Source organism: Agreia sp. Leaf283, assembly GCF_001422485.1.
GTDB lineage: Bacteria > Actinomycetota > Actinomycetes > Actinomycetales > Microbacteriaceae > Agreia.
The window spans coordinates 22,659-46,589 of the sequence record NZ_LMNF01000004.1; the positions used below are offsets into that span (position 1 = coordinate 22,659).

Below are 23,931 nucleotides of genomic sequence, written 5' to 3' on the forward strand. Positions count from 1 at the left end.
CCGACATGCCTAACGGGCGCGGATGCTCACGGTCGCGGCGACCGGGCGGTGGTCGCTGCCCGCGGAGTCCTCGGTCGTGACGACCTCGGCAGCGTCGGCGCGCCAGTCTCCCGTGGTCAACACGTGGTCGATCGGCGCAGCGACGAGTGCCGGCAGGCTTGTGGGCCAGGTGCCCACGCCGGCCGAGCCCGCCTCGGCGAGCGCGTCGGAGCATCCGCCCAGCGACCCGAGGTGATCGGGCGTCGCGTTGAGGTCACCGCCCAGAATCAGGTCGGGCTCGTCGCACAGCGACAGCACCCAGTCGACGTCGCTGCGCCACGACGACATGATCGACGGCAGCGGGGGCATCGGATGCGCCGCGACGATCACGGGGCCGCTCCCGTCTGCGGGTCGCGCCACGACGCTGGGCAGCATGCCGGTGTCGCCGAGCTCGGCTGTGATCTCGTAGCTGCCGAGGTCCTGCGCCACGAGCAGCGACGTCGGAGGCGTCTCGGCGGGGTCGCCGCGCTCGGCGGTGAAGACCTGCATGGGCCGGCCCGCGGCATCCATCGCACGACCGACGGCCTCGGCCGTCTCGCGCGTCGTCTCGGGGAGGGTGATCACCGAGGAATTCCGGGCGAGGGCCACACGAGCGATCTCGTCGGCGGTGACGGTGTCGTAGGTGTTCCAGCTGAGAACCCGGATGCTCGTGGCCGGGTCGGCGGAATCGGTAGCTGAGGCGGCGGGCTCGGGCGGTGCGTCCGATCCGAAGCCGCGCCCGGCCTGCACGGCGGCGTTCCCGCCGGCCGCGAGCAGGGCGATCACGGCCAGGCCGGCGACGACCGGACGTGCCTTGCGGGCCCGGCCCCGGAGCATCCAGAACAGCACCGCGCCGACCACTGCCAGCGCGACGAAGCCCACGGCGAGCAGCCCGCGAAACGCGATCAGCTGCGCGAAGACGAGCTGTCGCTGCAGCCCGAACAGTCCGGGCGCGCTGACGAGAAGCGCCGCGGCGGCGCAGATGACGAGCAGAACGATGCGACCCCACATGTGCCCGACCCTAGCGGCTGAACATCCGCGCCTCCTCGGCGCATCCGCCGCCGGTCGGCCGGGCGCCGACGCACCTAGCGGGCGCGGATGCTGGCCGACGCTACGCGGGCGCGCACCGCGGTCGCCGCGCACGCCACGACCACCAGGGCCCCCAACCAGACCAGCAGGTCGAGGCGCTCGCCCACGATCAGGGCAGACCACACGATCGTGAGCACCGGCTGCACGAGCTGGATCTGGCTCACCTGCGCGATCGGCCCGATGGCGAGACCGCGGTACCAGGCGAAGAATCCCAGGAACATGCTCACGAGGGCCAGGTACCCGAAGGCCAGCCAGTGCGCGGTGTCGGCCTGCGGCCAGCCGCCCGTCGACACCGAGACGGCCGTGAGCGGGATCATGATCGGCAGGCCCACCACGAGCGCCCAGCAGATCGTCTGCCACGAGCCGAGCTCGCGCGCGAGCAGGGCACCCTCGGCGTAGCCGATCGCCGCGAGCACGACCGCCCCGAGCAGCAGCAGGTCGCTCGGGTGCAGCCCCTCGAGGCCGCCGCCCGCGAGCGCGATGAACGCGATCACAGCCAGGACGCCGGCGCCCGACGCGATCAAGAAGGCGATGGATGGCCGCTCCTTCGCGCGGATCACCGCCGCGATGGCCGTCGCGGCCGGCAGCAGGCCGATGACCACGGCGCCATGCGCCGCCGGAACGGTCTGAAGCGCGAAGCTCGTGAGCAGCGGGAATCCGGCGACGACGCCGACCGCGACGACCGCGAGCCGCATCCATTGGCCGCCTCGGGGAAGGCGCTGTCGGCTGACAGCCAGCACGACCAGGGCGAGCACAGCGGCGACGACCGCGCGACCGGCCCCGATGAAGAGGGGATCGATCTGTTCGACCGCGATGCGGGTGAACGGCAGCGTGAACGAGAAGGCGAGGACTCCGAGGAACCCGAAGACGAGGCCGCCGCGGCTCATGCGCGGAGTTGCGCCGGTCGGTTTCGATACGACCGCGGCGTTCCCTGAGCCTGTCGAAGGGCGGTCTGCGTTTCGCGGAGCTGCGCCGGTCGAGTAGCCGCGCGATGAAGGAGCCGGCGTATCGAGACCACCATCGGAGGATAGCGCTGGCGCCGTCGACTCGATAGCGCTACTGTCATCTTTCATGAGCGACGATAGCACTTCCGCGATCGAGCGCCACCTCCGACGCCTGGTCGAGTCGCGCCCGGCAGGCTCGCGCCTGCCTTCCACCCGCGCGCTCGTCACTGAGCACTCAGCCAGTCCTCTGACGGTGCAGCGCGCCGTGCAGCGCCTGGTCGGCGAGGGACTCATCGAGACCCGCCCCGGAGCGGGCAGCTTCGTTGCGCGCCCCCGGGCCGTGCGGCACGCCGACTTCGCGTGGCAGACCACGGCCCTCGGCGAGGCGCGCGCCGATGCGTCCGCCGTGGGCACCGCCATGGCGTCGGTCGCGCCGTCGGTCATCACGATGCACTCGGGCTACCCCATAGAGGAACTGCTTCCCGGCCGCCTCGTTCGCGCGGCCCTGTCTCGGGCGGCGCGCGGCGCATCCGCCCTCGCCCGCGGCCCGGTCGACGGCCAGCCCGAGCTGCGCTCGTGGTTCGCCGGCGAGATCGCGCCGGTCGGAGCATCCGCGCCCGTCTCGAGCGACGACGTGATGATCACGCCGGGCGGGCAGAGTGCGCTCTCGTCGATCTTCCGCGCACTGGCGGCGCAGGGCGACGCGGTGATCATGGAATCGCCCACGTACTGGGGCGCGATCGCGGCGGCACGGCAGGCCGGGCTCCGCGTCATCCCGGTGGCCCGCGGGTCGCATGCGCCCTCGGCGTCCGAGCTCGACGACGCCTTCGCCTCGAGCGGAGCCCGCCTCTTCTACGCCCAACCTCACTTCGCGAACCCCACGGGCGCCCAGTGGAGCCGCGACGAGCGGCGCGACATCCTGGCCGTCGTTCGGGCACGCGGGGCGTATCTCATCGAAGACGATTGGGCGCACGACTTCGCCATCGAGGGCGATGTGCATCCGCTGGTGGCCGACGACGCCGACGGCCACGTGGTCTACATCCGCTCGCTTACAAAGAGCCTCAGTCCCTCGCTGCGGGTGGGCGCGGTGATCGCGCGCGGGCCCGCGCTCGCGCGCATCCAGGCCGATCGCACGGTCGACGATCTCTATGTGAGCGGGGTGCTGCAGTCGGCTGCCCTCGACGTGGTGCGCGACCCCGGATGGCGCAGCCACCTCGGGCGACTGCGGGTGCAGCTGCGCGATCGCCGCGACGAACTGGCGCGTCAGGTCGAGGCGCATCTGGGCGCCGGCGCGCTCACGTTTCTGCCCCGGGGCGGGCTCAATCTGTGGGTTCGGCTGGCCGACAACGTGGATGTCGCGGGGCTGGTCGCGCGCAGTCGCGCGGCGGGCGTGATGGTCGCGCCGGGCGCGGACTGGTTTCCGGCGGAGCCGACGGGGTCGTTCATCCGGCTCAACTACTCGGGGGCTCGGCCGGAGCAGTTCGCGGGCGCGATGGAGACGGTGGCGGCGCAACTCGCCGCTTCCTGAGGGCCCGCTCCCTGAGCCGCCCGTTCCCTGAGCCTGTCGAAGGGCGACAACCAGCGCGAAGACTTTCCCTTCGACAAGCTCAGGGAACGGAGGCCGGGAGGCTCTGGGAACGGCGGCCGGACGCACGGATGCCCGGGCCGCGTGTGCGGTCCGGGCATCCGGTGTTCAGTTCAGCGTCGCGTTACGCGTCGCTGGGCTTGCCGTTCTTGGAGCGGGCCTCGCGGGCAGCCTCGTGGGCCGCCCGTCCTTCGGCCTGCACCTCGCGGAGCACGGCGACGCGCTCCCGGTACTCGGTCGCGTCGATCTCGCCGCGGGCGAAGCGCTCGGCGAGAACGACCTCGCCGAGGTGGCCGCCGAGCCCTCGTCCACCGCGGAAGCCGCGGGGTCCGAAGTGGCCGCCGTGGCCGCCGCGTGCGGCGAAGCCGGGGAAGCCGGGGCCGAAGCCCGGGCCGCCGAACGGGAAGCCCGGGCCGAAGCCGGGGCGCTGTCCGCGACCGAACCCGCGTCGCTCGGAGTTGTCGGTGTTCTCTGTGTCGGGCTCGTAGCCCTCATCGAAATTGTGAGTCATGTGCTGTTCCATTCTGGGGATCGTGTGCCCCGGAAGGGCGTTCGTGCCGGGCCGGGGAGGCAGCCGTTCTGGCTGCTGTAGTAGATACTCCTCCGATCGGCCGCGAAGGGAATCCGCCCGCGGGATACACCTCGCCCACTCCCCCGGGGGTATCTTCACCGACCCGGGAATACGGGTTGGCCCCCTACCGCACGAAGCGCAGCGTCGCGATCTCGAACGCACGAAGCGTCACGACGTCGCCCGAGAGAACGGGGTCGCGCTGCAGCCCGAGCTGCTCCATCGGCCGCTCCAGCAGATCGACCTCGCGAAGCTCCGACACGTCGAAGCTCGCCGACACCCGCGCCACTGATGTCTGCCCGAGCGACTCGTAGAGCCGCACGATCACATCGCCCGACCCGTCCTCCGCGAGCTTCACCGCCTCGACGACGACGCCCGACATCCCGTCGCCCGACACACCGTCACCCACCACGGCCACGAGCGGTTCCACCGGCATCCCGAGGCCCTCGCGAAGCGGAATGTTCAGCTCGTACCCGGCCCGCACGGCGTCTCCGATGCTCGCCGAGGGAACGATCGCGGTGTGGAACTCGTGCACCCCGTGGTCGGTGTCGGGATCGGGGTAGGTGGGCGCGCGCAGCAGCGAGACCCGCACGATCGTGTTCATACCGCCTCCCTGGCGGGCGACCCGTCGAACCTCGTGCCCGTAGCTCGAGTCGTTCGCGATGGCGACTCCCTCGCCCTCGCCCACGTGCACCCAGCGGTGCGCGCAGACCTCGAAACGCGCGGCATCCCACGACGTGTTCTCGTGGATCGGCCGCGACAGGTGCCCGAATTGCGTCTCGAACCGGGCGCGCTCGGCGTGCACGTCGACGGGGTAGCTGAGCTTGAGCAGCTTCTCGGTCTCGTGCCAGTCGACCCGGGTGGCGCAGTGCACGGTCGCCGATTCGTCGTCGAGCGTGATGCGCTGTTCGACGGTCGACGCGCCGAAGCCGCGCCGCACCAGCACTCCCCCGGGCACCATCTCGATGCCGTCGACGTCGAGCAGGTCTGTGACCGCGTTGCGGTAGTAGCCGTCGATGTCCCACGCGTCCCACATCACGGGCTTGTCGTCGTGCAGCTGCAGCAGGTTCGCCCGCTGCCCGGGCGCCACGGCCTCGCGCCCGTCGGCGGCGGTCACGATCGACACGATCGTTCCCGCGCCGTCGAGGCGCACGGTCACGGCGTCGTTCGACAGCACGAATCCGTCGCCGTCGGGCGAAACACGAACGGCGTCAGCGAATGCGACGGGTCGCGCGATCGCGCCCGCCCCGCCCGCGGGCACCCCGTCGACCGCGTGCGGCCTCGCGTTGAAGACCAGCCGTGCGGCATCCGGAGCCCGGCCCGAGCCCGAGCCGAGCGCAGCACCCGCGAGCGCCTCCTGCGCCGCGGCGATGAGCCGCTCGAGCGTCTCCCGCACCAGCGCGTACCTCTCGCGCGCCTCGCGGTGCACCCAGGCGATCGACGATCCGGGCAAAATATCGTGGAACTGCTGGAGCAGCACCAGCCGCCACGCCTCGGCGAGCTCTGAGACGGGATAGTCGGCGACGCCGCGCACGGCGGCGGTCGTAGCCCACAGCTCGGCCTCGCGCAGCAGGTGCTCGCTGCGGCGGTTGCCGGACTTCATCTCGGACTGGCTCGTGTACGTGCCGCGGTGCAGCTCGAGGTAGAGCTCGCCGAACCACTGCGGGGCCGGATCGTATTCCGTCCGGGCGGCATCGAAGAACTCCTCGGGCGATTCGATGGCCACGCGCGGCAGCCCCTCGATGTCCGCGGCGCGCTCGGCCCTGTCGAGCATCTCGCGTACTGGCCCGCCACCGCCGTCTCCGAACCCGAACGGAATCAGCGACCGCGACGCGCGGGCCTTGTCGGCGAAGTTGCGAGCCGTGTGCGCCAGTTCGGCGGGAGTGAGGTCGCCGTTGTAGGTGTCGGCGGCCGGAAAGTGGGTGAAGACCGTGGTGCCGTCGATGCCCACCCAGTCGAAGGTGTGGTGCGGAAAGGTGTTGACCTGGTTCCACGAGATCTTCTGGGTGAGAAAGTAGTCGAACCCCGCAAGCCGCACGATCTGAGGCAGCGCGGCCGAGTATCCGAAGCTGTCGGGCAGCCACACCACACGACTGTCGATGCCGAGCTCGTCGTGAAAGAAGCGGGATCCGGCAACGAACTGCCTCACCATGGCCTCGCCGCCCACCATGTTCGTGTCCGACTCGACCCACATTCCGCCCACCGGAATGAACCGACCCTCGCGCACCCTCTCGAGCACGCGCGCATAGAGTTCGGGCCGGTCGTCGCGCAGCCAGACCCACTGCTGGGCGCTCGACATCACGAACTTCAGCTCGGGGCGATCCTCCATGAGCTGCAGCACGTTCGCCGCCGTGCGGGCCACCTTGCGCACCGTCTCACGCGTCGGCCACAGCCAGGCCGAGTCGATGTGCGCGTGGCCGATCGCGCTCACCCGGTGGGCGGATGCGACGGCCGGCGCATCCAGAACCGGTCTCAGCGCCGCGCGCGCGGCCGGGGCGCTGCCGGGCACCTCGGCCGGATCGACGAGGTCGAGCGCACGGTCGATTGCCTCGAGGATGCGCCAGCGCCGCGCATCCTGGGCGCCGAGCGTGGCGGCCAGCGCCCCGAGAAACTCGAGATCGGCGACGAGCGCGGTCACGTCCTCGTCGACGGCCACGATGTCGGCGCGGTTCACGCGATAGCGGGGCCGGATGCCGGCGGTCGCCTTCTCGCCGAGCGGCGTGGGGGTGAACGGCCGGTCGTGCCGGTCGAACACCTGCGGGTTGGCGGCAGCCTCTATGTAGAGGTCGATGTCTGCTCCCTCGCCGCTCTCCGCGGCGATCGGAATCCACTGGTTCATGGGGTTGAGCCCCTTCACCGCACGCCCGTCGGGCGTGTAGACGAGACCCTCCGCCTGGAAGCCCGACGAGTCGCCGTGCCAGCCGAGGTCGACGAGCAGCTCGATGCGGCGACCGGCCTCACTCGAGGGAACGCGGCCCCGCACCCGGAACCAGGTGGTTCCCCAGGCGGGACCCCACGCGTCGCCCACCTCGAACGGCTCGTAGAGCGCCGCGGTCTCGTCTGAGAGGGCGACGGCCGGCTCGACCGGCTCTCCTTGGCCGCCGTCGACGTGCCACGCGGTCAGCTGCAGTTCGGCGAGAACGATGCTGGCGTGCGGCCGGATGCGATCGCGCAGAAACCGTTCGAGCCGGCCCTCGATGAGATGGTTGGTGTCGTGCATCCGAGTCAGACGATGTCGAAGGTCAGCTGAACAGGCCCGGCGATCGTGGCGGCCGGCAGGCTCGCGACGATTCCGCCGTCGCCCTCCGAGACGGAGACGGGCTCGCCGCTCGCCGTGCGGGCGCTCGAGGCGACGAGCCGTGACGCGTCGAGCTGCAACAGAACCGTGGGCTCGGTCGTCTCGACGAAGGCGTGGGCGGTGTCACCGGTGCGGGTCCACCGCACCCAGGGTTCGTCGGAGGCCGTCGCGATGGAGGGATCGAGCGGACGGGAGTCGAAGATCGACGAGCCGTTCACCTCGTTCCACGCACCGAGCTGCTCGAGCGTGCGTCGCTGCAGCTCGGGCACGAGCCCCTCGCCGGTGAGGCCGATATTGAGCAGCAGGTTGCCGCCGCGTGACACCACGTCGACGAAGTGATGGATGGCCGCCGCCCCGTCGAGCGAGTTGCTCTCGTCTTCGAGGCGGTTGTAGCCGAAGGAGTAGCCGATGCCGCGGCAGTTCTCCCACGTCGACTCGGCCTCGACGCCCAGCCCCTGCTCGTACTCGCTCGTGCGGAAGTCCCAGTGGGTCTCGCCCCAGCGGTCGTTCACGACGCCGTCGGGAGCGGCGGCATAGAACTGCTCGAACATCGTGATGAGGCTCTTCGGGCCCGGCGTCTTGCCGGCATCCGGCCACTCGATGTCGCCCCACAGCACATCGGGAGTGTACTTCGCGATGAGATCGCTCACGTGGTCGAAGGCGTAGTCGGCGTAGGCCTGGTCGACCGGCCGGGGCATGTCGTCGCGCACGATCGGCGGATTCTTGCCGAAGAACCAGTCGAGGCCGCCCGAGTAGTAGACGCCGAAGCGCAGGCCCGCGTCGAGCGTCGCCCGCTGGAACTCGGCGACGAGGTCGCGCTTGGGGCCGCGGTGCACGGTGTTGCGGTCGCCCGTTCCCGGCGCATCCCACAGCGTGACGCCGTCGTGGTGCTTGGTGGTGGGCACGAAGTAGCGGGCGCCCGTGCTCGCCACGAGGGCGAGCACGGCGTCGGCGTCGAACTTCTCGGCCGTCCACGTGTCGATGAAGTCGTCGTAGGGAGCGCCCCCGTAGGTCTCGAGCTGGTGCTGCTGCGCCGGGCTGCCCTCGATGCGGATGGTGTTGTAGTACCACTCGGCATACGGGTTGTGCCGGAACCAGTGCTCCTTCTCGATGGTTCCGAGGGCGCCGATGGGCTCGGCCCAGGCGGGAACCGAGAACGGCCCCCAGTGCACGAAGATGCCGAGCTTCGCGTCGGAATACCACTGCGGTGTCGGGGTGACGAACTTCTCGTAGTCCGCCGGGCGGGTCGCTCCGTCTGTGAACATGGCCATGGGCTTCGTATGCCTCTCTGCATCGTGGGCTGGGTGCCGGTAGAACATCATTCGTCGCGCGCACCCTTGCAGAGCGACGATGATCGCTCTTATCCTATAGGAAATAGCCACTGACCTACAGGGCCGACTCAAGGGAGAGTTCATCCATGGCGCATCTGCCTGACAGCTTCATCAGACCCGACGACTTCACACTGCCGGGCGGGGAATGGTTCATCGGAGCGGGCTTCGGCCTCTTCGTGCACTGGGATCACGCCAGCCAGCAGGGCATCGAGATCTCGTGGCCCCTGGTCGGCCGCTCCATCATCCCCGGCGTCGCCCAGGCGGAAGACCCGGTCACGGTCGACGAATACCAGTCGAGTGCGGCGACGTTCAACCCCGTCGAATGGAACGCGACAGAGCTGGCCCGCCTCGCCAAGCGCGCCGGCGCCCAGTACGTGGTCTTCACCGCGCGCCATCACGCCGGCTACTCGATGTTCCACACCGAGCACTCCGACTTCGGCATCCAGAACTCGCCGTTCGGCCGCGACGTCACGAAGGAGTTCGTCGAGGCGATCCGCGCCGAGGGCATCCGTGTCGGCATCTACTACAGCCTTCCCGACTGGAACCACCCCGACTACCCGGCCTTCCAGCCCTCGGACCTGCCCTACGCCGAAGAGCACTGGCCCGCCGCCGGCCTGCCCGAGAACGCCGACAAGCCCATCGCCGCAGACCGGCACCGCCGCTCGAGCCCCGAGCAGTGGGCGAGGTTCCAGCAGTACCTGCGCGGCCAGCTCACCGAACTGCTCAGCAACTACGGCACGATCGATCTGCTCTGGTTCGACGGCGAGTGGGAGCGCAACGAGGACGAGTGGAACAGCGCCGGGCTCCGCGAGCTCATCAAGAGCCTGCAGCCCGACGTCGTGATCAACGAGCGCCTCCTAGGCCAGGGCGACTACAAGACCCCTGAGCAGGCCTTCCCGATCGAGGCGCCGACGGGCCCGTGGGAGCTGTGCCTGACCATCGGCGACAACTGGGCGTACAGGCCGGATGACACGGCCTACAAGTCCCCCCGATCGCTGGTGACCACACTCGTCGAGGTGGCGAGCCGCGGCGGCAATCTGCTGCTGAACATCGGGCCCAAGGGCGACGGCAGCCTCAACCCGGTGCAGATCGAGCGGCTGGAAGACATCGGCTCGTGGATGGACCGGCACGCGGAGAGCGTGATCGGCGTGCAGCCGACCGTGGGAGTTGACTTCTACGGCCCGAGCACGGCGCGGCCCGGCACGCTCTATCTCCACCTCGTGATGACACCCGTCGAGGAGGTCGTGGTTCGCGGGCTGCCGGTTCGGCGCATCAGCGGCATCCGGCTCCTCGAGACGGGCGAGGCGCTCGATCACTCCGTGAGCTTCGAGGTGCACGAGCAGGTCTCGCACGACTCCGAGCCCAGCGGCGAGATCCGTATTCCCGCACCCCGGGCATCCGGCGCCCTCATCGACGTCATCGCCGTCGACTTTCGCTGACAGACCTTGACGCCGGATCGGCGCCGACCTATAGTCCCAATGACCCTATATCAAAGACCCTATAGGATTTGGCTCCCGATCGGTCCCGACAATGACCGTCGCCCGATCGGCCGCGAACAGGGTCTCGCGTAGGCAATCACATGATGAATCCAATGAAGGAGGCACACACAGTGACACGCAACAATCGACGCAGACGGGCCGCAACGCTCGGAACAGCCGTTCTCATGGCCGGAGCCATGACCGCCCTCGCCGGGTGCTCGAGCGGAGGATCGGCCGCGGCCGACGGAACGCTCTCGATGTACACCTGGGTCAGCAGCCAGAGCGACCGCGACCAGTGGGAGTCGTTCGTCTCGCTCGCCCAGAAAGAGGACCCCGACCTCAAGATCACGATCGACGGGCCGAACTTCAACGACTACTGGACCAAGGTGAAGACGCGCCTCTCCGGCAGCAACCCGCCCTGCATCCTCACGACACAGGCGGCCCGTGCACAGGAGCTCGAAGGACTGCTGCTGCCGCTCGACGATCTGATCAAGTCGAACGACGTCGACACGTCGGACTACGACGCGTCGATGCTCGACGGCATGACGGTCGACGGAACGATCCGCGCCATCCCCTATGACGCGGAGCCGATCGTGCTGTTCTACAACGCCGACGCGTTCACCGCAGCGGGCCTCACCCCGCCCGGGGCGACGTACACCCGCGAGCAGTTCATCAGCGACGCCAAGGCGCTGACCAGCGGTGACAAGAAGGGTCTGGCCATCGCGCCCGGCATCTCCATCCCCACCGCCTGGGCCACGGCCGACGGCTACAGCGGGGTGGATGAGGACGGCACGCTCGACCTCACGAACTCCGACTTCGTCGACGAGATCCAGAGCTTCTTCGACCTCGTGTCGGTCGACCAGGTGGCCAACGCCCCCGAGGCCGCCGACTCCTCCGACGTCTCGCAGGCCGCCTTCACCAGCGGCGACGCGGCCATGCTGCTGGAGGGCCCGTGGATGTACGGAACCTTCGACGAGGCCGCGGACTTCACGATGGGCGTGACCATCGTTCCGAGCACATCCGGTGAGGCGCACGGCATGACGCAGGGCTCCGGCTTCGGCATCGCCAAGAACTGCTCCGACCCCGACGCGGCGTTCAAGGCGATCCTCGCCATGACCACCACCCCCGTGCTCGAGGCGCAGGCGCAGTCCCGCGGCATCGTCCCCTCCCGCCCCGAGGCGGTTCCGGCCTGGGCGGAGGGCAAGTCGCCCGAAGCCGCCGCGGCCGTGGACGCGCTGCTCGAGAACGCGAGCGCCTACATCACGACCCCCACCTGGAACCAGGTGGAGACGCTGATGAGCCAGTACGGCGTCGAGGGCTACCGCGGCGAGAAGACGGCAGACGAGATCATGGACACCATCCAGAACTCGGTGGGCGAGTAGCCGCATGGCCATCTCCACCAGCCCGGGTGTCATCGCCTCTTCGGAGGCGGTGGCACCCGCCGCCGACCAGCCGGCCGTGCGCATCCCCACCCCGGCCGGCAAGAAGAAGAAGGGCGACGGACTCACCGCCCTCGCGTACCTCGCGCCCGGGTTCACCGGATTCGTGTTCTTCATCGTGGTTCCGCTCATCGGCTCGCTCGTCATCAGTCTCTTCGAGTGGCCGCTCTTTGGCTCGCCCACCTTCATCGGCTTCGCCAACTACGAGAAGCTCTTCGGCGACCCGACCTTCTATACGGTTCTGCTGAACACCGTCATCTTCGCGTTCGTCTACACCGCGGTGAACCTGGCCCTGGCCCTCGGCGTCTCGCTCTGGCTCACGACCAAGCTCAAGTTCTCCGGCTTCTGGCGGGTCATCTTCTTTCTGCCGGCGATCACTCCCATGGTCGCCAACGCCCTCATCTGGCGCCTGATGCTCTCGCAGGACGGGCTGCTCAACTCGCTGCTGGGCACGTTCGGCATCGAGGGCGCCTCGTGGCTGTCAGACTCGCGCTTCGCCCTGCTCGCCGTCATCACCATGTCGGTCTGGCAGTCGTTCGGCTACAACGTGATCGTGCTCTCGGCCGGCCTCGGCGGCATCCCGAAGGAGATTCTCGAGGCCTCGCGCGTCGACGGCACGAGCGCGTGGAACCGGCTGCGCTTCATCATCCTTCCGATGATCTCGCCGTCGCTCTTCTTCACGATGACGATGACCATGATCGGCGCATTCCAGGTGTTCGTGCAGCCCCAGATCCTCACCCAGGGCGGACCCGGCGAATCGACCAACACGTTCGTGCTCTACCTGTATCGCAACGGCTTCGTGTTCGACAAACTCGGCTACGCCTCGGCGCTCGCCTGGATCCTGTTCATCGTCGTGATGCTCATCACCGCCCTGCAGTTCGCGGGCCAGAAGAAGTGGGTCAACTATGACAAGTGACACCGTGACCCGGCCCCGCAGGGTCAAGACCCGGATGCGTCCGGCCCAGCGGCGGACGGCCGTCAAGACGTGGGCCAACACGGCCGCCATCGCCGTCGTGGCGCTGGTCTTCACCTTCCCGTTCATCTGGATGTTCTTCACCGCGCTCAAGCCGGAGGACGAGGTCTTCTCGAGCAGCCCCACGTTCGTCGGATCGGAGGTGCGCTGGCAGAACTTCAGCGACGCCTGGACCCTCGTCCCGTTCGGCCGCTTCATCTTCAACGGCTTCTTCGTCTCGATCCTCGGCGCGCTGCTGTCGATCATCGTCGCCGTGTTGTCGGCCTACGCGTTCTCGCGGCTGCGCTTCAAATTCCGCGACCGTCTCTTCCTGCTCTACGTGCTCACGCTCGTGCTGCCCCAGGAGGTGCTGGTCGTTCCGCTGTTCATCATGATGAACAAGCTCGGACTCGTCGACACCTACGCCGCCCTCATCGTGCCGTTCGCGTTCACCGCCTTCGGCACGTTCCTCATGCGGCAGTTCTTCCTCACGATCCCCCTCGAATACGAGGAGGCGGCCCTGATCGACGGCGCCTCGCGGTTCCGCACCCTGTGGTCGGTGCTGCTCCCCCAGCTCACGGCGCCGCTATCGGTGCTGGCCGTGTTCTCGTTCATCGGCTACTACAACTCCTATCTGTGGCCGCTCATCGTGATCAACAGCCAGGACCTGGCCACGGTGCCTCTCGGTCTCTCGATGTTCACGGGCGAACGCGGCACCCAGTGGAGCCTGATGATGGCGGCCGCGACCCTCGCGGTCATCCCGTCGCTCATCATCGTGGCGCTGCTGCAGCGGCAGCTCATCAAGGGCGTCGCCCTCGGCGGATTCGGAGGCCGCTGATGGGCGCCCACACGATCGTGGATGCCGATGCCTGGCTCTGCGACATCGCCGTCGAGACCGTGCGCACAGACGCCATGCAGTCGTTCCTCAAGCAGGAGACCATCTTCGTGCGCATCCGCACCTCGGCCGGGATCGAGGGGATCGGCTACAGCTATACGATCGGCACCGGCGGACCGGCGGTGCTCAGCCTGCTGCGCACGAGCCTGCTGCAGGTTCTCGTGGGCATGGACGCGACGCGCACGGAGGAGATCTACACGACCCTCTTCAACTCGACCCGCGCCACCACGGTGGGCCCGATCACCGCGCTCGCCCTGGCGGCCGTCGACACCGCCGTCTGGGATGCCCGGAGCAAGGCCGCCGGCCTGCCCCTGTGGATCGAGGCCGGCGGCTCGAGCCCGTCGGTTCCCGTGTACGACACGGAGGGCGGGTGGCTGCACTTCACGACCGACGAGCTCGTCAGCCAGGCGGTCGAGTCTCAAAGACTCGGCATGAACGGCGTCAAGATCAAGGTCGGCAGGCCCCGAGCCCATGAGGATGCCGAGCGCCTCGCCGCGGTGCGCGACGCGGTCGGCCCGGGCATGGACATCATGATCGACGCCAACCAGTCGATGACCGCGGCCGAGGCCATCCGGCGGGCGCGGCTGTTCGAGCCCCTCGACATCTTCTGGTTCGAGGAGCCACTGCCCGCCGAGGATGTACAGGGCCATCTCGCCCTGGCGCGCTCCACGAGCATCCCGGTCGCCGTGGGCGAGAGCATGTACTCGATCGGCCACTTCCGCGAGTACCTCCAGGCCGGTGCCGCCTCCATCGTCCAGGTCGACGTCGCTCGCATCGGCGGCATCACGCCCTGGCTGAAGGTGGCGCATCTGGCCGAGGCATTCAATGTGAAGGTCGCCCCGCATTTCCTCATGGAACTGCACGTCTCATTGACGTGCGCGATTCCCAACGCGCTCTACCTCGAGCACATCCCCCAGCTGCGGGCCGTGACCCACCAGGATTTGTCGATCGTCGACGGGCGCGCTCAGGCGCCGGGAGAACCGGGCATCGGCATCGACTGGAACCTCGACGCCCTCGACACAGTGAAAGTACGGTGAACCGGTGAACGAGACGACGCTCTCCCCCGGAACGGTTACGCGCCCATTCGGCCGCGGCGGCCTGCGCGTCGGGCCGGTGGGCTTCGGCGCCGCGGGGCTCGGCAACCTCTATGGCGCCGTCCCCGACGACGTGTGGCCCGGATGCGTGCCCGCGGCCTGGGAGTCGGGCATCCGGTATTTCGACGTGGCGCCGCACTACGGTCTGGGACTGGCAGAGCAGCGCCTGGGCGAGTCGCTTGCCGGCCTGCCCCGCGACGAGTACGTGCTGTCGACGAAGGTGGGCCGCATCATCGTGCCGCGCGAGAATCCCGAGGGCGCGAACGACATGGCGAACCTGTTCGACGTGCCGGCCGACCGGGAGCGCATCGTCGACTATTCCCGCGACGGCGTTCTCCGCTCGGTGGAGGGCAGCCTCGAACGGCTGGGGGTCGACCGCATCGACGTGCTGTTCGTGCACGATCCCGACGCGCACTACCGCGAGGCGCTCGACGGCGCCTTCCCCGCTCTCGACGAGCTGAGGTCGCAGGGCGTCATCGGCTCGTACGGCGCCGGAATGAACCAGTCGGCGATGCTGACGCGTTTCGTCGAGAACACCGACCTCGACATCGTGATGCTGGCCGGACGCTTCAGCCTGCTCGATCAGAGCGGGCTCGCCGACCTCCTGCCCGCCGCGCTCGCCCGCGGCGTCTCGATCGCCGCGGCCGGCGTCTTCAACTCCGGCATCCTCGCGACCGATCGCCCGACGCCCGGCGCGCACTACGACTACGCCGCGGCATCCGGCGATCTCGTCGCGAAGGTCGACGCCATCGCCGACATCGCCGAGGCGCACGGCTTCACGGTTCCCGAGCTGGCGGCCCAGTTCCCCCTGCGGCATCCGGCGGTCTCGACGGTCGTGCTGGGTGCCCGCGATGCGCGACAGACCGAGCGCAACGCACGCCTGCTCGCGCGGGCCGTTCCCGACGAGATCTGGTCGGAGCTGGCCGAGGCGGGCCTCGTCTCCCTTTCATCGTGAGACAACGCAATAACATGGGCCACATGAGCATGAGCGCCGACGACGGGTCGAGGTTTCTTCCCGCGCGCCGTGCGCTCGCCGACGATGTCTACGACGCCGTGCTCGAGCTGCTCATGGACCAGGTGATCGAACCCGGGTCGCGCGCGAGCATCGACGGCATCGCCCGCCAGCTGAACGTGTCGCCCACGCCGGTGCGCGAGGCCCTGGCCCGCCTCGAGTCGGAGGGGCTCGTTCTCAAGCAGGCACTCAAGGGCTACACGGCCGCACCGCTGCTCGACGACGACGGGCTGCGTCAGCTGTTCGAGATGCGCAGACTGCTCGAGCCCACGGCCACTCGTCTCGCCGTGGAACGGCTCACCCCTGAGGCCCTGGCCGAGCTCGAGCGCCTGGCGATCGAGATGCACCGCAGTGGCGAGGCGTCGCAGTCGGGCGACGACCGCTTTCAGGACTACAAAGACTTCATGAATCAAGATGCGCAGTTCCACAAGCTCATCGCCGAGCACTCGGGGAACGTACTGCTCTCCGACGCCATCGTGCGGTTGCGTTCGCACATGCACCACTACCGCCTGTTCTTCAAGCATGGAGTCGCCGACGAGACGTCGGGTGAGCACGAGGCCGTTCTCGAGGCGCTGCGCAGCGGAGACGCCGCCGCGGCCGAGAGTGCGATGATCGAGCACATCTCGCACTCGTATGTGCGCATCGCGTCGGCTATCGGCGCCAGCGACCCAAGCTCTCCGCAGACATCGGATGTCTAATCCGGCCCATTACCGCTAGTCCTGTTCGCTGAGCCTCCACACCCGCGGCACGATCATGCCGGTGTAGCCGGGGCCCACTGTTTTGAAGTGGTCGACGAACGGCCCGATCATGTCCTGCCAGCGGGCGTTCGCCGGGTCTGAGTCGAGGGCCGTCAGGGCGGCCTCGAAGTCGTCGCAGTCGACCACGTGGAAGAGGTCGCGGCCGCTGCGCCAGATCGTCCAGTCGTGGATTCCGACGCGCGCGAAGCTCTCGACGAGGTCGGCGGGAACCGTCGCGTGGGTGCTGTCGTAGTCGTCTTCAAGGCCTTCGCGTACGAGAGAGTGCAGGGCGACGCGCATGGGTCAGTCCTTTCGAGGTGAGGGGATGGGTCGATAGACGCGCGCCGCCGTGCGGCCGAAGATGTCGTCGCGCTCGCTCTGGGAGAGCCCCGACGTCAGGTGGCCGGCAGCATCCGCCCAGCTCGCCAGCCCGCCAGTCACCCGCGTGAGCGGCCAGTCGCTGCCGAACATCAGGCGACTCGGCCCGAACACCTCGAGGGCGAGCTCGACCGGTTCGCGCAGCTCGTCGATCGACCACGACGACCAGTCGGCCTCGATCACCAGCCCGGAGAGCTTCGCGTGGACGTTGAGCGAGGACGCGAGCGCCCTCAGGCCCGCCGACCAGTCGGCGAGGTCGCCGCCGGCGATCGGCGGCTTGCCGAGGTGATCGAGAACGAAGGCGACGGCCGGATGCTCGGCCACGACAGCCGCCGCGTCGGCCAGCTGGTCGGGCCGCACCACCAGGTCGAACACGAGTCCCGCCGCGGCCAACGCCTCGAGGCCCGCGCCCACGTCGGGCCGGCGCAGCCAGTGGTCGTCGGGATCCTGATGGGCCAGGTGCCGTATTCCCACGAGGTGGTCGCCCCCGGGAGCCTGGCGCACGCGCTCCAGCTGGGATGCCACGTCGGCTGTCAGGTCGATCCAACCGACGACGCCGCGAACCCCCGGGTCGGCAGCAAGCGCCAGCAGGTCGATGGTCTCCGAAGCGCCGTTCGCCGACTGCACGAGGATCGTGCCGTCGATGCCCGCCTCGCGCTGTGCCTCATGCAGGTCGTCGAGCCAGAAGTCGCGATCGATCGGCGCCATGGACGCGCCGTCGATCCACGGCTGCGGCGTGCGCTCCCTTCGCCAGAGGTGCGCGTGGGAGTCGAGGATCACGAGTCGGCTCGTGGCTCGGCGGGGCGCAGGCGCAGCTCCTGCATTCCTCCGTCGACCGCGATGCTCGTGCCGGTGGTCGAGCGGCTGCGCGGGCTGGCGAGGTAGCAGACGGCGTCGGCGATCTCGGATGCCGCGACCAGGCGACCGTGCGGCTGCCGCGCCTCGAGGGCCGCGCGTTCGGAGGCCGGGTCGGCAGCACTGTCGAGCAGGCGCCCCACCCACGGCGTGTCGGCCGTGCCCGGGTTCACGCAGTTCACGCGCACGCCCTCGCGCAGGTGATCGGCCGCCATCGCTCGGGTGAGCGACAGCACGGCACCTTTCGACGCGCTGTAGAGCGCACGCTGCGGAAGGCCCGCGGTGGCCGCGATCGAGCAGGTGTTCACGATGGATGCGGCCGCCGACCTCCTGAGATGCGGCAGCGCTGCCCGGCTCACGCGGGCGATGCCGATCACGTTCACGTCGAGCACGCGCGTCCACTCATCGTCGGGGTTGTCCTCCACAGTTCCTTGGGCTCCGATGCCGGCGTTGTTGATCACGATGTCGAGCGATCCGTATTCGGCGACCACGGCATCCACCGCCCCGCGCACCGACGCGTCGTCACCGATGTCGGTCGCCACGGCGAAGGCGTCGGGATGCGCGCCGTCGATCCGCAGGTCGAGCACGGCCACCCGGGCGCCGCGCTCGATGAGTTCGGTCACGACGGCGGCGCCGATTCCCGACGCCCCGCCCGTGACGACGGCCACGAGTCCGTCGAATTCCTGTGTCATGGCTTCTCCTCCTATGCCTGGCCGAAGAGCTGGCGCTGGCGGCCGAGCCCCTCGATCTCGATCTCGACGACGTCGCCCTCGGCGATGTAGGGGAACCTGCCGGAGAGCGCGACTCCCTCCGGCGTTCCCGTGAGGATCACATCGCCAGGGTCGAGTGCGAGGTACTGGCTGAGGTGCCACACGATGTGATTCACGTCGAAGATGAGGTCGGCGGTCGACGAGTCCTGACGCGGTTCGCCGTTCACCCAGCTGCGCAGGCGCAGATCGCCCGGGTCGACCTCGTCGGCCGTGACGAGCCAGGGGCCGAGCGGCGTGAAGCCCGGCGCCGACTTGCCCTTGCTCCACTGGCCGCCGGACTCGGCGAGCTGGAAGTCGCGCTCCGACAGGTCGTTCGCGGTCAGATAGCCCGCGATGTGCCGAGCGGCGTCGGCCGGCGAGTCGAGGTAGAGGGCGCGCTCGCCGATCACGACGCCGAGTTCGACCTCCCAGTCGGTCTTCACGCTGCGCTTCGGAATGTCGACCTCGTCGAAGGGCCCGCCCACCGTGTTGGTGGTCTTGAGGAACAGGATCGGGATCTCCGGCGGCGCCGAGCCCGACTCGGCGGCGTGCGCCGCGTAGTTCATGCCGATGCACAGGATCGCCCCCGGCCTGGCGATGGGCGCGCCGACTCGCAGCTCGGCCGCCCCCTCGAGCTCGGGCAGCTCTCCGGCGTCGCGCGCCGCGGCTATGCGGTCGAGCACCGTGGATGCGAGGTGTGCGCCGTCGAGATCGGTCACGACGCCGCGCAGGTCGAGATGGCGGTCTCCATCGATCAGTACGGGGATCTCGTGGCCCACCGGGCCCAGTCTGGAGAATTTCATCGATGCTTCCTCTTCGAAGTGGTCGTGACGGACGCCGTGTTTGACAGTACAGACATCCTATGTTTAGGCTCGGCACCACCGTAGCCCGAAGGAGCGCAATGAGCAAGATCACCGAGTTCCGCCTCAGCGATGTGAGATTTCCCACGTCGCTGTCGCTCGACGGCTCCGACGCGATGAACCCCGACCCCGACTATTCGGCCGCCTACCTGGTGATCGGCACCGACGCGTCCGATGGCCACGAGGGTCATGGCTTCGTCTTCACCATCGGCCGGGGCAACGACGTCGAGGTCGAGGCGATCCGCTCGCTCGAGCCCTACTTCGTGGGCCGCGAGGTCGAAGCGCTGCTCGCCGACATGGGCGGCACGTGGCGAGAACTCGTCTACGACTCGCAGCTGCGCTGGCTCGGGCCGGAGAAGGGCGTGATGCATATGGCCATCGGCGCCGCCGTGAACGCGCTGTGGGATCTGCGGGCCAAGCGCGAGGGGCTGCCCCTCTGGCAGCTGCTCTCGCGTCTGACTCCCGATGAGATCGTCGACCTGGTCGACTTCCGCTACCTCTCCGACGCCCTCACCCGTGACGACGCGCTACACATCCTGCGTGCCGCGCAGGACGGCAGAGAGGGCCGCGAGGCATCGCTGATCGAGCACGGCTATCCCGCCTACACGACCACGCCGGGGTGGCTCGGCTATTCCGACGAGAAGCTGGCGCGGCTGTGCTCCGAGGCGGTCTCCGACGGCTTCACCCAGATCAAGCTGAAGGTCGGCGCAGACCGGGCCGACGACATCCGGCGCCTGGGAATCGCGCGCGACACGGTCGGACCCGACGTGCGCATCGCCGTCGACGCGAACCAGCGCTGGGATCGCGACGAGGCGATCGAATGGATCTCGCTGCTCGCGCCCTTCGACCTCGCCTGGGTCGAGGAGCCCACGAATCCCGACGACGTGCTGGCGCACGCCGCCATCTCACGCGCGATCGCCCCCACCCCGGTGGCCACGGGCGAACACGGCGCCAACCGGGTGATGTTCAAGCAGTTCCTGCAGGCGGATGCCCTGCAGGTCCTCCAGATCGACGCCACCCGCGTGGCAGGTGTCAACGAGAACATCGCGATCCTGCTGCTCGCGGCCAAGTTCGGCGTGCCTGTCTGCCCGCACGCCGGCGGCGTCGGCCTGTGCGAACTGGTGCAGCACCTGGCGATGTTCGATTCGATCGCGATCTCGGGCACGACCGAGGGGCGTCTCATCGAATTCGTCGATCACCTGCACGAGCACTTCGTCGAGCCGGTCGCTCTTCGCAACGGGCGCTACCGTGCGCCGCAGCAGCCGGGGTCGGGCGCGCAGATGCTCGACGAGACGGTCGAACGGTTCCGTTTTTCTCCCCGGCTAGGCTGACCCGGTGGCAGTGACGGATGACGCGATCTCGACGATCAAGGCGATGATCGTCTCGGGCGAGCTGAAGCCCGGGCAGCGGCTCCCGCCGGAGAAGGAGCTGAGCGAGACGCTCGGCCTGTCTCGCAATTCACTGCGCGAGGCGGTGAAGTCGCTCGAGATCATCCGGGTGCTGGATGTCCGCCGCGGCGATGGCACGTACGTCACGAGCCTCGAGCCCCAGCTTCTCCTCGAGGCGATGGCATTCGTCGTCGACCTGCACCAGGACCAGTCGATCGTCGAGATCTTCGACGTGAGGCGTGTGCTCGAACCGCACGCGGCCGCCCTGGCGGCCACCCGCATCACCGACGAGGAGCTGGAGCGGCTGCGCGTCTCGCTCGACGCCGTGTCGCTCACCACCTCGGTGGAGGACCTCGTGACGCACGACCTGGAGTTCCACCGGCTGATCAGCGAGGCCGGAGGCAACGGCTACCTCGCGAGCCTGCTCGACAGCATGTCCGGCGAGACGATCCGGGCCCGCATCTGGCGGGGCATCACGCAGGAGGGCTCCTCGGCACGCACCCTTGCGGAGCACGCCGCCATTCTGCAGGCCCTTCAGAACCACGATCCCGAGATGGCCCGAGCCGCCCTCACGCTGCACATCGGCGGCGTCGAGTCGTGGATCCGCTCCGCGCTCGAGCACTGACCTCGAGCACCGCTCGCCCTGCTCGCGCCTACTCGCGCCGGCCCAGCAGGTACGCCGTCATGCGCGCGCTGAGTTCGGCGTCGATCTCCCGCTCGACACCGTCGAGGCTGTTGATCGGAACGGCCTGCCGCACGCTCGACACCAACCAGAGCGCGTCGGCCGAGGCGAGCTCGGCCACGGGAACCACCGCGTACTCCGTCGCCAGGCCGATCGAGTGCGCGAAGTCGAACACGCTCGCCTGCGTCGTTCCGGCCAGGATCCCCTGGTCGGTGCGGGGCGTGACCAGGGTGTCGCCCCGACGCAGGATGACGTTGGCCGTGGGGCCCTCGAGAACGTAGCCATCGCTCGACGTGAAGATCACGTCGTCGGCGTCGCGGCGCTCGGCCTCCCGCAGCGCGGCGCGATTCACGGCATAGGAGAGGGTCTTGGCGCCCTGGAGCAGCCAGGGCGAGGTCTGGGCGACGTCGTGCCTGAGGCCCCGGTCGAGGGTCACGGCCCGGATGCCCTCGGTGCGGGCCCGCGCGAAGTCGCCCGCCTCGGCTGCGTACGCCCACCCCGTCGGAACCCCCGTTCCCTCTATGCCCCGCGTCATGACCGTCTTGACGTAGAGCTCGGCGACGTCGTCGTGCGCCTCGATGGCCGCGAGCACGGCCCTCCTGTAGAGGTCGAGATCGGGCTCGGGCAGGTCGAGCAGGCGCGCCGAGCGCGCGAAGCGGGCGAGATGAGGCTCCAACGCCTGCGCCCGGCCGTCGCAGACGCTGATGGTCTCGAAGATGCCATCGCCCCGGGTCACCCCGAGGTCCATGACCGACACGTGAGGAGTCTCGGGATCGGCCCGCACGCATCCGGCTTCGGCAGAGACAAGGAACAGCACTGGGCGCGACGAACTCATACCGAGAAAGGTACCCGCATGACGGCGCCGCCGCCGCTAGCATCGAGCCATGATCGTTGTGACAACCAATGAAATCGCCGGCCACCGCATCGATGCCGTCTTCGGCGAGGTCATGGGCCTCACCGTGAGATCGCGCGATATCGGCGCCCAGTTCACGGCCAGTTTCCGCGCGCTCGGCGGCGGCGAACTGCCCGAGATGACCAAGGCCCTGTACGAGAGCCGCCAGGAGGTCATGCACCGCATGGTTCTCGAGGCCGAGGCCAAGGGCGCGAACGCGATCGTCGCCATGCGGTTCGACACCTCGGAGATGGGAACCAACTGGACCGAGGTCTGCGCTTACGGCACGGCCGTCTACGTGATCCCGCTGGGTCGCGGAGAGGCCGGGGCGACGGGACAGTCGGCCTACATCGTCGAGTCCGCGGCGTCCGCACCGGCACCCGCGCAGGCGGATCAGACTCCTCCCACGCAGCTTTAGGCGCGTCGGGGCGCTGTTCGGCGTAGCTTTGTACTCATGCGCGAAGAACAGGCCCACATCATCGATGCCCTCACCGTTTTGCCGACGATCGACGCTCACGCCGAGATCGAACGCCGCACCTCCTTTCTCGTCGACTACCTGCGCCGCACGGGGGCCAAAGGCCTCGTGCTCGGCATCAGCGGCGGCCAGGACTCCTCGCTCGCGGGTCGGCTCTGCCAGCTGGCCGTCGAGCGCCTCCAGGGCGAGGGTGTGCAGGCGACCTTCATCGCCGTGCGCCTGCCCTACGGCGTTCAGGCCGACGAAGACGACGCCCAGCTCGCGCTGACGTTCATCAAGCCCGAGCGCGTGATCACCTTCGACATCAAGCGCGGGGTCGACGGCATCGCCGCGGAGTTCGTCGACGCTGTCGGGCGGCCCATCTCCGACTTCAACAAGGGCAACGTCAAGGCCCGCGCCCGCATGGTCGCCCAGTACGCCATCGCCGGCGACGAGGGCCTGCTGGTCGTGGGAACCGACCACGCGGCCGAGGCCGTGACGGGCTTCTTCACCAAGTTCGGTGACGGCGGCGCCGACATCCTGCCGCTGTCGGGTCTCACCAAGCGGCAGGGCCGCGCGCTGCTCGAAGCACTGGATGCGCCCGAGCGGCTCTACCTCAAGGCCCCGACAGCGGACCTGCTCGACGACACCCCCGGCCAGACCGACGAGGCGAACCTCGGGCTCACCTACTCCGACATCGACGACTTCCTCGAGGGCAAAGAGGTCGCCGACAGCGTCGCCGACGCGCTCATCGCGCGCTACGCGGCGACGGAGCACAAGCGTTCGCTCCCGGTCGGCCCGGCCGACTCCTGGTGGAGGTAGCGCGCTAGGGTCGGTGCATGGCATCCAGTTACGACTTCTTCATCTCCGGCGACCACAACGCGGCGAAGACCCTCATCGGCGACGCGCTCACCGCCGAGGGGTTCACCATCACGATGAACACCGACGGCGGCTTCCACGCCGTTCGCGGCAGCACCGCGGCCACGGTTCTCTGGGGAGGCCTCGCGGGCAAGAAGCTGCACATGGCGTTCGACACCCAGTTCTTCGTCGACAATCAGGGGCAGCTCGTCGCCCGCCTCGTTCGCGATCTGGGCACGAGCGCTCTCAAGGGCGGCGCGCTCGGAGCATCGAAGACCGCGACCGCATTCGAGGCGACCTCGCACGCGGTCGGCACGGCGCTGACCAACGCCGGGGTCCTCACGTCGAGCATCGCCAACTAGAGCCGACTCAGAC

General features: G+C 69.0%; 23 protein-coding genes. 13 read left to right on the plus strand and 10 right to left on the minus strand.

The window, feature by feature from the left end:
• Window positions 1–9: 9 nt before the first annotated feature.
• Window positions 10–1,029, minus strand: coding sequence for an endonuclease/exonuclease/phosphatase family protein (locus ASF51_RS16330; protein WP_055932416.1), 1,020 nt, complete (start codon window positions 1,027–1,029; stop codon window positions 10–12).
• 74 nt (window positions 1,030–1,103) lie between these two features.
• Window positions 1,104–1,994, minus strand: coding sequence for a DMT family transporter (locus tag ASF51_RS16335; RefSeq protein WP_055932419.1), 891 nt, complete (start codon window positions 1,992–1,994; stop codon window positions 1,104–1,106).
• Between the two features lie 184 nt (window positions 1,995–2,178).
• Between ASF51_RS16335 and ASF51_RS16340 the strand changes: the two genes are divergently transcribed.
• Window positions 2,179–3,579 (plus strand): PLP-dependent aminotransferase family protein, encoded by a 1,401-nt coding sequence (locus ASF51_RS16340; RefSeq protein WP_055932422.1) that lies wholly within the window; start codon window positions 2,179–2,181, stop codon window positions 3,577–3,579.
• 181 nt (window positions 3,580–3,760) lie between these two features.
• Here the strand turns inward: ASF51_RS16340 and ASF51_RS19615 are convergent, their stop codons facing one another.
• The 3 genes from ASF51_RS19615 to ASF51_RS16355 form a co-directional block, all read right to left on the minus strand.
• Window positions 3,761–4,147, minus strand: a complete 387-nt coding sequence (locus ASF51_RS19615; RefSeq protein WP_055932425.1) for a hypothetical protein — start codon at window positions 4,145–4,147, stop codon at window positions 3,761–3,763.
• A 184-nt stretch (window positions 4,148–4,331) separates the two neighbouring features.
• Window positions 4,332–7,424 carry a glycoside hydrolase family 38 C-terminal domain-containing protein gene (locus ASF51_RS16350; protein WP_055932428.1) on the minus strand — a complete coding sequence of 1,031 codons (3,093 nt, stop codon included), beginning with the start codon at window positions 7,422–7,424 and terminating at the stop codon, window positions 4,332–4,334.
• Between the two features lie 5 nt (window positions 7,425–7,429).
• Window positions 7,430–8,773: an alpha-L-fucosidase gene (locus tag ASF51_RS16355; protein ID WP_055932431.1), complete on the minus strand. Its 1,344-nt coding sequence runs from the start codon at window positions 8,771–8,773 to the stop codon at window positions 7,430–7,432.
• A 146-nt stretch (window positions 8,774–8,919) separates the two neighbouring features.
• Here ASF51_RS16355 and ASF51_RS16360 point away from each other — a divergent pair, with 146 nt between their 5' ends.
• The 7 genes from ASF51_RS16360 (at window position 8,920) to ASF51_RS16390 (ending at window position 16,401) form a co-directional block, all read left to right on the plus strand.
• Window positions 8,920–10,272, plus strand: coding sequence for an alpha-L-fucosidase (locus ASF51_RS16360; protein ID WP_055932439.1), 1,353 nt, complete (start codon window positions 8,920–8,922; stop codon window positions 10,270–10,272).
• Between the two features lie 170 nt (window positions 10,273–10,442).
• Window positions 10,443–11,693, plus strand: coding sequence for an ABC transporter substrate-binding protein (locus ASF51_RS16365; protein WP_235497290.1), 1,251 nt, complete (start codon window positions 10,443–10,445; stop codon window positions 11,691–11,693).
• 4 nt (window positions 11,694–11,697) lie between these two features.
• The gene (locus ASF51_RS16370) at window positions 11,698–12,666 is read left to right on the plus strand and encodes a carbohydrate ABC transporter permease (protein ID WP_055932445.1); all 969 of its coding nucleotides are present in this window, start codon (window positions 11,698–11,700) and stop codon (window positions 12,664–12,666) included.
• A complete protein-coding gene (locus ASF51_RS16375) occupies window positions 12,656–13,540 on the plus strand; it encodes a carbohydrate ABC transporter permease (RefSeq protein WP_055932448.1) in 885 nt (294 codons plus the stop codon). Before ASF51_RS16370 ends, ASF51_RS16375 begins: the two co-directional genes overlap by 11 nt.
• The gene (locus ASF51_RS16380; protein ID WP_055932451.1) at window positions 13,540–14,634 is read left to right on the plus strand and encodes a mandelate racemase/muconate lactonizing enzyme family protein; all 1,095 of its coding nucleotides are present in this window, start codon (window positions 13,540–13,542) and stop codon (window positions 14,632–14,634) included. The genes ASF51_RS16375 and ASF51_RS16380 overlap by 1 nt, the downstream gene beginning before the upstream one ends.
• 4 nt (window positions 14,635–14,638) lie before the next feature.
• Window positions 14,639–15,646 carry an aldo/keto reductase gene (locus tag ASF51_RS16385; RefSeq protein ID WP_055932454.1) on the plus strand — a complete coding sequence of 336 codons (1,008 nt, stop codon included), beginning with the start codon at window positions 14,639–14,641 and terminating at the stop codon, window positions 15,644–15,646.
• Between the two features lie 23 nt (window positions 15,647–15,669).
• The gene (locus tag ASF51_RS16390) at window positions 15,670–16,401 is read left to right on the plus strand and encodes a GntR family transcriptional regulator (RefSeq protein ID WP_235497291.1); all 732 of its coding nucleotides are present in this window, start codon (window positions 15,670–15,672) and stop codon (window positions 16,399–16,401) included.
• A gap of 15 nt (window positions 16,402–16,416) precedes the next feature.
• Here ASF51_RS16390 and ASF51_RS16395 read toward each other — a convergent pair whose 3' ends face one another.
• Genes ASF51_RS16395 through ASF51_RS16410 form a run of 4 tightly spaced genes read right to left on the minus strand, consistent with a single transcriptional unit; the run spans window position 16,417 to window position 19,225 of the window.
• Complete coding sequence (locus ASF51_RS16395; protein ID WP_055932460.1) at window positions 16,417–16,740, minus strand: L-rhamnose mutarotase; 324 nt, start codon at window positions 16,738–16,740, stop codon at window positions 16,417–16,419.
• 3 nt (window positions 16,741–16,743) lie between these two features.
• Window positions 16,744–17,598 (minus strand): amidohydrolase, encoded by an 855-nt coding sequence (locus ASF51_RS16400; protein WP_055932463.1) that lies wholly within the window; start codon window positions 17,596–17,598, stop codon window positions 16,744–16,746.
• The gene (locus tag ASF51_RS16405; RefSeq protein WP_055932466.1) at window positions 17,595–18,365 is read right to left on the minus strand and encodes an SDR family NAD(P)-dependent oxidoreductase; all 771 of its coding nucleotides are present in this window, start codon (window positions 18,363–18,365) and stop codon (window positions 17,595–17,597) included. The genes ASF51_RS16400 and ASF51_RS16405 overlap by 4 nt, the downstream gene beginning before the upstream one ends.
• An 11-nt stretch (window positions 18,366–18,376) precedes the next feature.
• On the minus strand, window positions 18,377–19,225 hold the full coding sequence (locus ASF51_RS16410) for a fumarylacetoacetate hydrolase family protein (protein WP_055932469.1): 849 nt from the start codon (window positions 19,223–19,225) through the stop codon (window positions 18,377–18,379).
• A 98-nt stretch (window positions 19,226–19,323) separates the two neighbouring features.
• Here ASF51_RS16410 and ASF51_RS16415 point away from each other — a divergent pair, with 98 nt between their 5' ends.
• Both ASF51_RS16415 and ASF51_RS16420 read left to right on the plus strand, forming a co-directional pair.
• Window positions 19,324–20,613 (plus strand): enolase C-terminal domain-like protein, encoded by a 1,290-nt coding sequence (locus ASF51_RS16415; RefSeq protein WP_055932472.1) that lies wholly within the window; start codon window positions 19,324–19,326, stop codon window positions 20,611–20,613.
• Window positions 20,614–20,617: 4 nt separating this feature from the next.
• Window positions 20,618–21,295, plus strand: coding sequence for a FadR/GntR family transcriptional regulator (locus ASF51_RS16420; RefSeq protein WP_055932475.1), 678 nt, complete (start codon window positions 20,618–20,620; stop codon window positions 21,293–21,295).
• 28 nt (window positions 21,296–21,323) lie between these two features.
• Here the strand turns inward: ASF51_RS16420 and ASF51_RS16425 are convergent, their stop codons facing one another.
• Entirely contained in the window at window positions 21,324–22,187 is an 864-nt protein-coding gene (locus ASF51_RS16425; protein WP_055932478.1) for an aminodeoxychorismate lyase, read from the minus strand.
• Window positions 22,188–22,236: 49 nt separating this feature from the next.
• Between ASF51_RS16425 and ASF51_RS16430 the strand changes: the two genes are divergently transcribed.
• The 3 genes from ASF51_RS16430 to ASF51_RS16440 are packed head-to-tail and all read left to right on the plus strand — an operon-like array spanning window position 22,237 to window position 23,918.
• The gene (locus ASF51_RS16430; RefSeq protein ID WP_055932481.1) at window positions 22,237–22,662 is read left to right on the plus strand and encodes a YbjQ family protein; all 426 of its coding nucleotides are present in this window, start codon (window positions 22,237–22,239) and stop codon (window positions 22,660–22,662) included.
• A 36-nt stretch (window positions 22,663–22,698) separates the two neighbouring features.
• On the plus strand, window positions 22,699–23,520 hold the full coding sequence (nadE, locus tag ASF51_RS16435) for an ammonia-dependent NAD(+) synthetase (RefSeq protein WP_055932488.1): 822 nt from the start codon (window positions 22,699–22,701) through the stop codon (window positions 23,518–23,520).
• Window positions 23,521–23,537: 17 nt separating this feature from the next.
• Window positions 23,538–23,918, plus strand: a complete 381-nt coding sequence (locus ASF51_RS16440) for a hypothetical protein (RefSeq protein WP_055932491.1) — start codon at window positions 23,538–23,540, stop codon at window positions 23,916–23,918.
• Window positions 23,919–23,931: the final 13 nt, after the last annotated feature.